Raw genomic sequence first — 6,661 nt, forward strand, 5'->3', positions numbered from 1 at the left:
GCCGGCGCCGCCCAGGCGAATGGCCAAACCCCATTTTTCAGCGTGCCGGCTGACCAGCACCTCGCGCACGGCGCCGGCCTCGAGCATGGCGCGTAAGGTTTCTTCCTGGATTCCAGCCCGCATCGATTCGACCTCTATGTTCGCGTCCCATGAACGAGGGTTCGTTCACCCCTGTGAGATATCGCACAGGAGCAGAGCGATAGCGCTCTGCGCGCATGTTCGCATCCCCGAAAAAACCAAAGTTCCAGCGTGGAACTTCGTGTTGCTCAACGCCCCTTTGAGCCGCAGGCGAATGGGCAAGATGTGAAGGGGCCGGTAGGCCCACTTCACCTATCTTGCCCGTCCTTTCAGCCAGCTCGGTGTGTTCTCCGGCCTAACCACCATCCGTTGCTGAACAAGGCTTCGCGCATTGTTTAACGCTTACTTGGCCGTTCTGCAGCGTTGTTTTGTGCCTCTTCATGAGCCGCCGCGAGAGCCGCTAAGCGCTGTCTGCGCGTGACTTCATCCGCCGGCCGCGTGACGAAAATAGGCAGTTCCAGGACTGTGTCCTGGGCGTCTCCCGGCTCAATAAATCGCGGCACCGCATCCAGGTTTTTCATTTCCATGCCCCCCAAGTGTTAATAGTTGCCCCCCAAATGTTGATAGTGGCCACTCAGTTGTGAGTAGTGGCCACTCATGCTTGCCCACTGCCTCTGCCGCCGGGCGATCGCCATTCTTTAGAGGTTCCGTTTGCCTTAGGCACGAGACTGCAAAGTCAGCTGGAAGCCGCGGCGCTTGATCTCCTCGATCAGCTCATCCAGCGACACACCCTGGAGCAGATCAGCCGTCTCTTCCACCACCACCGCCGCCTCGCTCAAGGGCTTCACACGTTGCAGGTACGCCTCGATTTTCATCGCCGTTCCCTCGCTAGGACGAGCGTGATGGCCTTTGCCCGGCTCGGTTTCATAACGCTGGACCATGGTCTTGGAGATCCCGGCGCCTTCGGCTACTTGCTCCTGGGTCAGACCGCGCTGGATACGGGCGCGGCGCAATTCTTCATGGTAGACGGTGTTGCTGATGGCTTTAGATGCGTTCATCTGATTTCTTCCTAAGTGGTTAGCTTTCTAATTTGTCACTGTAAGGGGACGAAACCAATTCTAACAAAGCCAAATCACGTGTCAAGGTGACTTTTTTATCTTTGATTGTTTCCTTTTTACTCCGTTGAATCCACCTACGTGCTTACGCACTTACGCTTTTGCGTACTTACGTAAAGTGCGTTGCCCGCTTTGCGGATTTTCGCGTCCGCGAAAATCCGCAAAGTTACACGCTGGAACTTTCCTACCGGAAGGCTGGTGGCACGCTCATAGGAAGGGCTTCGCGTAAAACCCCTCACTAGGGCGCTGGTGGACCAGTCCCCACCCCTCTGGTGTCCACCAGGCACAAAAAAGCCCACCAGGGTGGGCTTGGATGACGGGGGCCATTTAACGAATGTCCCGTTATACGCAACAGAAACCGTCTCATTTTCTATACTTATTGCAGCACTCCTCAAACCTGCCTTTAAAACCGACATCTACCATGTAATTTATTTTTTCAGGAGACAACCACCCAATAACGGTGAAAATGTTGTCGTACTCCCTTTCAAGAGATGCGATCGCTTGATTTAAGCTTTTTACCTTTTTACCTTTCCATACCGGCTCGTGATGATAGAGCCTGTTCCTATACACATTAATTCTTTTTAGCTCTGAAAAAATCTCTTTTACAGATTTCCCATTACGACCAGGAAAAATATTATCTAACTCATATTGCCAAAAGTGATATGGGTTAGATTGAGAGGTCGCATGGATTGGCTCAAGCATATGAACCCAAAAGCCAAACATCATGTTTGAAACCAAATCATCTTCGGTATAGTTCGCGGCGCCTTTTTTTCCAGCATTGACCAATGATTTGGTCTTCGCTGACAACACAATTTTCTTTGATTCGTCAGAAATTGGCAAAATATCATACCAATTTTTGCCATTTTTCTCGTCTTTTGGGAATCTATTGTAAAGCGCTGTCTGGATTGAATTTCTCAAACAGATCTCGATTACCTGAATAGGAACGAAAAAATGAGAAGACATTTCTTGTAAGGAAAAATATGCATCGATAAGTTCTTTTGAATCTGTTTTAAAGCCTATGTTTGTGTATGCAGACACCCTAGCAATAGAAAGGCAGCTAATTATTTTTTTGATTATATCTTCATTCATCTTCCTGACGCCTTTTCCACATCTTAGCCATGTCTATTTTATCTCTTACCATAGGGGCTGTCTGATCTAAAATTAATGCCAATGGCTTTAAATTATAAACATTACGCCCTTTATACTGGCTGCTTCGCTTTGTGCTTTGAACTTCAATTATTTTCAAAAGCTCCATTTTATCAATTGAACGCTGCACAGTCCTTTTCGAAACGCCCATTCTTTTTGCAATGGCATCTTGAGAAGGATAAACCTTGTCAGAAGGCTTCCACCAGTGAGATAGCAAGTTAATCAAGATATTCATGTCAACGGGATTCAAGCCCAAATCAGCCTGTAAAAACAACAATGCGGTTGGCACAGGCGTCCACCCCAAGGAGAGAGCTCCCTGACCCCATTTCGCTTCTAGCTCGGCTTCAGAACGTAAATTTTTCATCGAGGCCTCAAAAAGTTTTTACAGTCACACATTATGAATATACATATAGGGTGACACCAGCGCACCTTTAACACGATCATAATTAACGATATTGTCCCCTCACGACCAGAAAAAAACGTCTGGCTCGAACTGATAGCCCTGCAATCGGCTGGCTCGAAAGAGATAAAGATCGCATCGGCGGGATTACTAAAGCCCACCCCCTACAAGGGGTGGGCTTTTCCTTTTCTGGGTCTTTATCGTGGCCCGTAAAGCTCTTCTACGTACCACCAAGCGTACTGTAGAAGACCTATCTGAACGGTCTCCCTGGCCTTTCCTACCCAATCAATCATTTTTATCTCTCTATCCAGGTTTTGCGTGGAGAACAAACGCCCAAAGAATTGGATTTGTCCTCGTTACGTCAGACGCTTGCAGTACTGATTACTCGCTTTTTACGTAACCGGGATGCACTGGATTTTTATTGGCGGTCTTTCGTTAGCTTTGATGTGGGGTTGCCATGCGCAGACTAAATCACCTGTTGAAAGGCGTGGAATACCCCAATGACTGGTCCGGTTTATGACTAGGGCCTTTATGGGGGAGAGATTCCGGGCTTGTAGGTAGGACTGATATGCGAGTTGCCAACTCTCCATTTTAAGCTTGTTTTTCTTGTTTTTCCTTGTTTTAGCAACCATCAAAGCATTGATTTACAAGGGTAAATCACCACTAAACAGGGAGAGATTCCGGGTTAAACAGGGAGAGATTCCGGGTTAAACAGGGAGAGATTCCGGGTTAAAGGGGAGAGATTCCGGGTGTTTTCCACAGACAAATCAGGGGGGCGTTTGTCTCACACAAATACAGGGAGAGGGAGTTGACCTACTCCCTCTCCCCAAATACCCTATCAGGGAGAGATTCCGGGTGTGATGGAGAGGGCAATGGTTGAGAATAAGGTTACTCAGTCGAACAAGCTGGTCGAAGCATCACACACGCTAACGCTCAACGAGAAGCGCCTTGTACTAGCGGCAGCATCCCTGATTGACTCACGCAAACCACTCCCCAAGGATGGTTATTTGACAGTCCGTGCCGACAGCTTCGCTGAGGTTTTCGGTATAGACGTTAAGCACGCCTATGAAGCCTTAGATGATGCTGCAACCAGGCTGTTCAACCGCGACATTCGCCGCTATGTCAAAGGTAAGCTCGTAGAGCGCATGCGTTGGGTTTTCCACGTGAAATACAAGGAAGGTCAAGGCTGCGTCGAGCTAGGGTTCTCCCCGACAGTGTTGCCACATCTAACCATGCTCAACAAGGAATTCACCAGCTACCAGCTCCGTCAGATTGGCAGCCTATCTAGCTTCTACGCTGTCCGTCTTTATGAGCTGATGAGCCAGTTCGTAAAGCTCAAAAAACGGAACTGTACCCTGGAGCAACTACGGGAAATGCTCGACCTTGGCGACAAGTACCCAAACGTCAAAGACCTCCGACGCTGGGTCATAGATCCTGCCTTAGCAGAGCTTAATAAAAACACCGATTTAGCTGTTTCGGTCGATCCCCAACGGAAAGGCCGGAAGATCGTCGGGTTCTTGTTTGCGATCACTAAGAACGATCAGATGACACTGCAACTTCAATGAGTGCCATTCGACAGTGAGCACATATTTACAGTGCTAAACTACCGGCACCCTACAGACAGAACCCGACACTGCCCTACATGGCGAAATTAACCATCGGCCGCATGGCAAATCTCTATGGTTTGCACCGTTCCACCCTGCATGAAGCCGTGGCCAAGGGCCGTGTAACAGCGGGTATCGACGGCAAAGGCCAGAAAGTGATCGACCTGTCTGAAATGATCCGGGTTTACGGTGAACCGCCAGGCTCCACCCGACACTCCCCTACACCAACTCCCGACACCTCCCCGACACCCCTTTTCGACACCCTGCACCCTCTCCTGGAAGAGCTGCGTTTGTTGCGCGAAGAAGTTCGAGAGCTGCGCGAGACGATGCGCTTGCTCGAACACAAACCCGAGGTTGCTCCAGCACAACCGAAAACGGCCGCCCCTTCAGGTCCTCAAGAGCCCGCCACCTGGGCCAGTTTGTTCAGCGCCTTGGACGAATGAGCTAACCGTTTTCCGAATCGGAAACTCGCCATTCAAAGAGGGAAGGATTCCGGCTGTTCCACCGCAAGCCCCTGCACAGTTGACGTTCATACCGCTGAAAGGGGGAAAGATTCCGGCTACGCGAAAATCCAGCGCTCGTTGAGAGAAAATGCACACGCCGAAATCCCTCAAATGCCGAGAGCGAGGCAGAGGGTTTACGCCAAGGTACCTTTGCCCTGCTGGCCAAAAGTACAAAAGGCCCACATCAAAAGTTTCCGCATGCGAAAACTTCTTGGCCCGCGCGCATTTTCGCGGACGCGAAAAACTAAAGTCCCAGCGTGGAACTCCGTGTACGACCAAGGCAGCTAATGGCCCCCTTTGAGCCGCAGGCGAATGGGCAAGACGTGAAGGGGCCGGTAGGCCCCCTTCACCTGTCTTGCCCGCCTTTCCCCCAGGCTCAGGCCGTTTGCACTCCATTCCGCAGGCGTTCCCTTGGCGGTCTTATCACGTTGTTCTGCGTGCCATCAGCCGTTGCCTACCTGGTATCAACACTTGAGGGGCCAAATCTCAATTTCTTGGTGTTCCGTGCGGATTTCTCGCAGGCGAGAAATCCTAGGCTGGGATCTGGAAATTTCTAAAAAACATGCAAAGTCCCGCTTCTGACACGCGAAAACGTGCCTTCTAATAGGTGTCCACTCATTACAGCGGACACCTCATATGCTGATTCACACCAAAGCGTTTCTGTACGAAGCCCTGATCAATGTCATGACCTCCCTCCTGCTCGATCTGCTGCACCGGGTGTTTGACCTGGTGCGATCGGCATCGGCCTGCCAGGCCATCTTGGCGCCGGCGCTGTGTGGGCTGACGTGAGACTACAGCTCGACGGCAAAGCCCTTGATGCCCAGGGCTTCGGCAAAACGGCCTACAGCGGTCAGACTGGCCCATGTTCGCAGAGTACGGGGCTGACGACGGGGCAATCCACCTAGCGGTTTTTTCATGAGACAAAAAAAACCGCCTCAGCCGAAGCTGAAGCGGTCGATCTTGGCGACCTTATTTCAGATCGTCGAAGCGGTCTCGCAGCAATTCGAAAACGTGATGCACACGCAGACAAACCACCACGAAGTCCCACGCACGTTTGAACTTAAACATGCTTGGCCCTCCCGTAGTTGGGCCATACCTCCAGCGCGCTTATCCCGGAACACGCGCGCCTTTTGGAAACACACCAAGCGTTCCCTATGAGGTGGCTAAGCCGATGGCCTCTCGCTTTCATCCGGCACAGATTCCAAGGCCCGTGTGGAGAGGTCCAGCTTCGCGTTCGTCTGAACGTGAAGCTGGCCCGATGTTAACGAATTTTTTCCAGCCGTGGTGCGGCGAAATGGCTCACAGATCGGTCGGCATGGACCGTTTTTCGGTGGAAGCGAGGGTTTACAGGGCTTTGGCCGGTGAAGATTTTTTTTCGTAAATTTTGGCTTTGATTTTTTTTGCTCAAAAAACATACAAAAACCCGCCAGCCCTTGCCTACCGCCGTCCTCAACGGACGCCCGGACCATCACCAATCGTTAATGATTGCGCGGGGTGGCACCAGCTTGTAATCTCTTGCGGACACCAAGCGTTCCCTGTGAGCGAGTCAGCCCGGCCCCTAACCGGACTGGCAGGAAAAGCCGCCCTCCTAAGGCGGCTTTTTTTTGCCCGCGATTCCGCGCCATGACGCGTCACAGCTCGACGGCAAACCCTTTGATGCCCTGGGCTTCGGCAAAGCGGCCGACCGCCGTCAAACTGGCCCAGGTGCGCAGCGTTTCGCGTCGCGAGCGCACCGGTAGCCAGCGACTGCCGGCGCCGCCCAGGCGAATGGCCAAACCCCATTTTTCAGCGTGCCGGCTGACCAGCACCTCGCGCACGGCGCCGGCCTCGAGCATGGCGCGTAAGGTTTCTTCCTGGATTCCAGCCCGCATCGAT

General features: G+C 51.7%; 9 protein-coding genes. 3 read left to right on the forward strand and 6 right to left on the reverse strand.

Annotated features, from left to right (window positions below; all coding sequences use genetic code 11):
• Positions 1-413: 413 nt before the first annotated feature.
• The 4 genes from Q8X48_RS29705 to Q8X48_RS29720 all read right to left on the reverse strand — a co-directional run bounded on the left by Q8X48_RS29705 (position 414) and on the right by Q8X48_RS29720 (position 2,643).
• Complete coding sequence (locus Q8X48_RS29705; protein WP_407802654.1) at positions 414-599, reverse strand: hypothetical protein; 186 nt, start codon at positions 597-599, stop codon at positions 414-416.
• Between the two features lie 135 nt (positions 600-734).
• The gene (locus tag Q8X48_RS29710) at positions 735-1,076 is read right to left on the reverse strand and encodes a helix-turn-helix domain-containing protein (protein ID WP_407802653.1); all 342 of its coding nucleotides are present in this window, start codon (positions 1,074-1,076) and stop codon (positions 735-737) included.
• A 420-nt stretch (positions 1,077-1,496) separates the two neighbouring features.
• Positions 1,497-2,222, reverse strand: coding sequence for a hypothetical protein (locus Q8X48_RS29715; RefSeq protein WP_407802652.1), 726 nt, complete (start codon positions 2,220-2,222; stop codon positions 1,497-1,499).
• On the reverse strand, positions 2,215-2,643 hold the full coding sequence (locus Q8X48_RS29720; protein WP_407802651.1) for a helix-turn-helix domain-containing protein: 429 nt from the start codon (positions 2,641-2,643) through the stop codon (positions 2,215-2,217). The genes Q8X48_RS29715 and Q8X48_RS29720 overlap by 8 nt, the downstream gene beginning before the upstream one ends.
• 908 nt (positions 2,644-3,551) lie before the next feature.
• Between Q8X48_RS29720 and Q8X48_RS29725 the strand changes: the two genes are divergently transcribed.
• The 3 genes from Q8X48_RS29725 to Q8X48_RS29735 all read left to right on the forward strand — a co-directional run bounded on the left by Q8X48_RS29725 (position 3,552) and on the right by Q8X48_RS29735 (position 5,575).
• Positions 3,552-4,244: a replication initiation protein gene (locus Q8X48_RS29725; RefSeq protein ID WP_407802658.1), complete on the forward strand. Its 693-nt coding sequence runs from the start codon at positions 3,552-3,554 to the stop codon at positions 4,242-4,244.
• 101 nt (positions 4,245-4,345) lie between these two features.
• Positions 4,346-4,726 carry a hypothetical protein gene (locus Q8X48_RS29730; RefSeq protein ID WP_407802657.1) on the forward strand — a complete coding sequence of 127 codons (381 nt, stop codon included), beginning with the start codon at positions 4,346-4,348 and terminating at the stop codon, positions 4,724-4,726.
• Between the two features lie 696 nt (positions 4,727-5,422).
• Complete coding sequence (locus Q8X48_RS29735) at positions 5,423-5,575, forward strand: hypothetical protein (RefSeq protein WP_407802656.1); 153 nt, start codon at positions 5,423-5,425, stop codon at positions 5,573-5,575.
• A gap of 2 nt (positions 5,576-5,577) precedes the next feature.
• Here Q8X48_RS29735 and Q8X48_RS29740 read toward each other — a convergent pair whose 3' ends face one another.
• Both Q8X48_RS29740 and Q8X48_RS29745 read right to left on the reverse strand, forming a co-directional pair.
• Positions 5,578-5,703 (reverse strand): hypothetical protein, encoded by a 126-nt coding sequence (locus Q8X48_RS29740; protein ID WP_407802659.1) that lies wholly within the window; start codon positions 5,701-5,703, stop codon positions 5,578-5,580.
• A 714-nt stretch (positions 5,704-6,417) separates the two neighbouring features.
• Positions 6,418-6,657 (reverse strand): hypothetical protein, encoded by a 240-nt coding sequence (locus Q8X48_RS29745; RefSeq protein ID WP_407802655.1) that lies wholly within the window; start codon positions 6,655-6,657, stop codon positions 6,418-6,420.
• Between the last annotated feature and the right edge of the window lie 4 nt (positions 6,658-6,661).

The organism is Pseudomonas sp. QLc11A, from assembly GCF_052112305.1.
Lineage (GTDB): Bacteria > Pseudomonadota > Gammaproteobacteria > Pseudomonadales > Pseudomonadaceae > Aquipseudomonas > Aquipseudomonas laurylsulfatiphila.

Coding starts and splice junctions, on each gene's coding strand:
- Q8X48_RS29725 (WP_407802658.1), top strand. CDS start 3,552: ATGGTTGAGAATAAGGTTACTCAGTCGAACAAGCTGGTCGAAGCATCA.
- Q8X48_RS29715 (WP_407802652.1), bottom strand. CDS start 2,222: ATGAATGAAGATATAATCAAAAAAATAATTAGCTGCCTTTCTATTGCT.
- Q8X48_RS29705 (WP_407802654.1), bottom strand. CDS start 599: ATGAAAAACCTGGATGCGGTGCCGCGATTTATTGAGCCGGGAGACGCC.
- Q8X48_RS29720 (WP_407802651.1), bottom strand. CDS start 2,643: ATGAAAAATTTACGTTCTGAAGCCGAGCTAGAAGCGAAATGGGGTCAG.
- Q8X48_RS29745 (WP_407802655.1), bottom strand. CDS start 6,657: ATGCGGGCTGGAATCCAGGAAGAAACCTTACGCGCCATGCTCGAGGCC.
- Q8X48_RS29710 (WP_407802653.1), bottom strand. CDS start 1,076: ATGAACGCATCTAAAGCCATCAGCAACACCGTCTACCATGAAGAATTG.
- Q8X48_RS29730 (WP_407802657.1), top strand. CDS start 4,346: ATGGCAAATCTCTATGGTTTGCACCGTTCCACCCTGCATGAAGCCGTG.
- Q8X48_RS29735 (WP_407802656.1), top strand. CDS start 5,423: ATGCTGATTCACACCAAAGCGTTTCTGTACGAAGCCCTGATCAATGTC.
- Q8X48_RS29740 (WP_407802659.1), bottom strand. CDS start 5,703: ATGAAAAAACCGCTAGGTGGATTGCCCCGTCGTCAGCCCCGTACTCTG.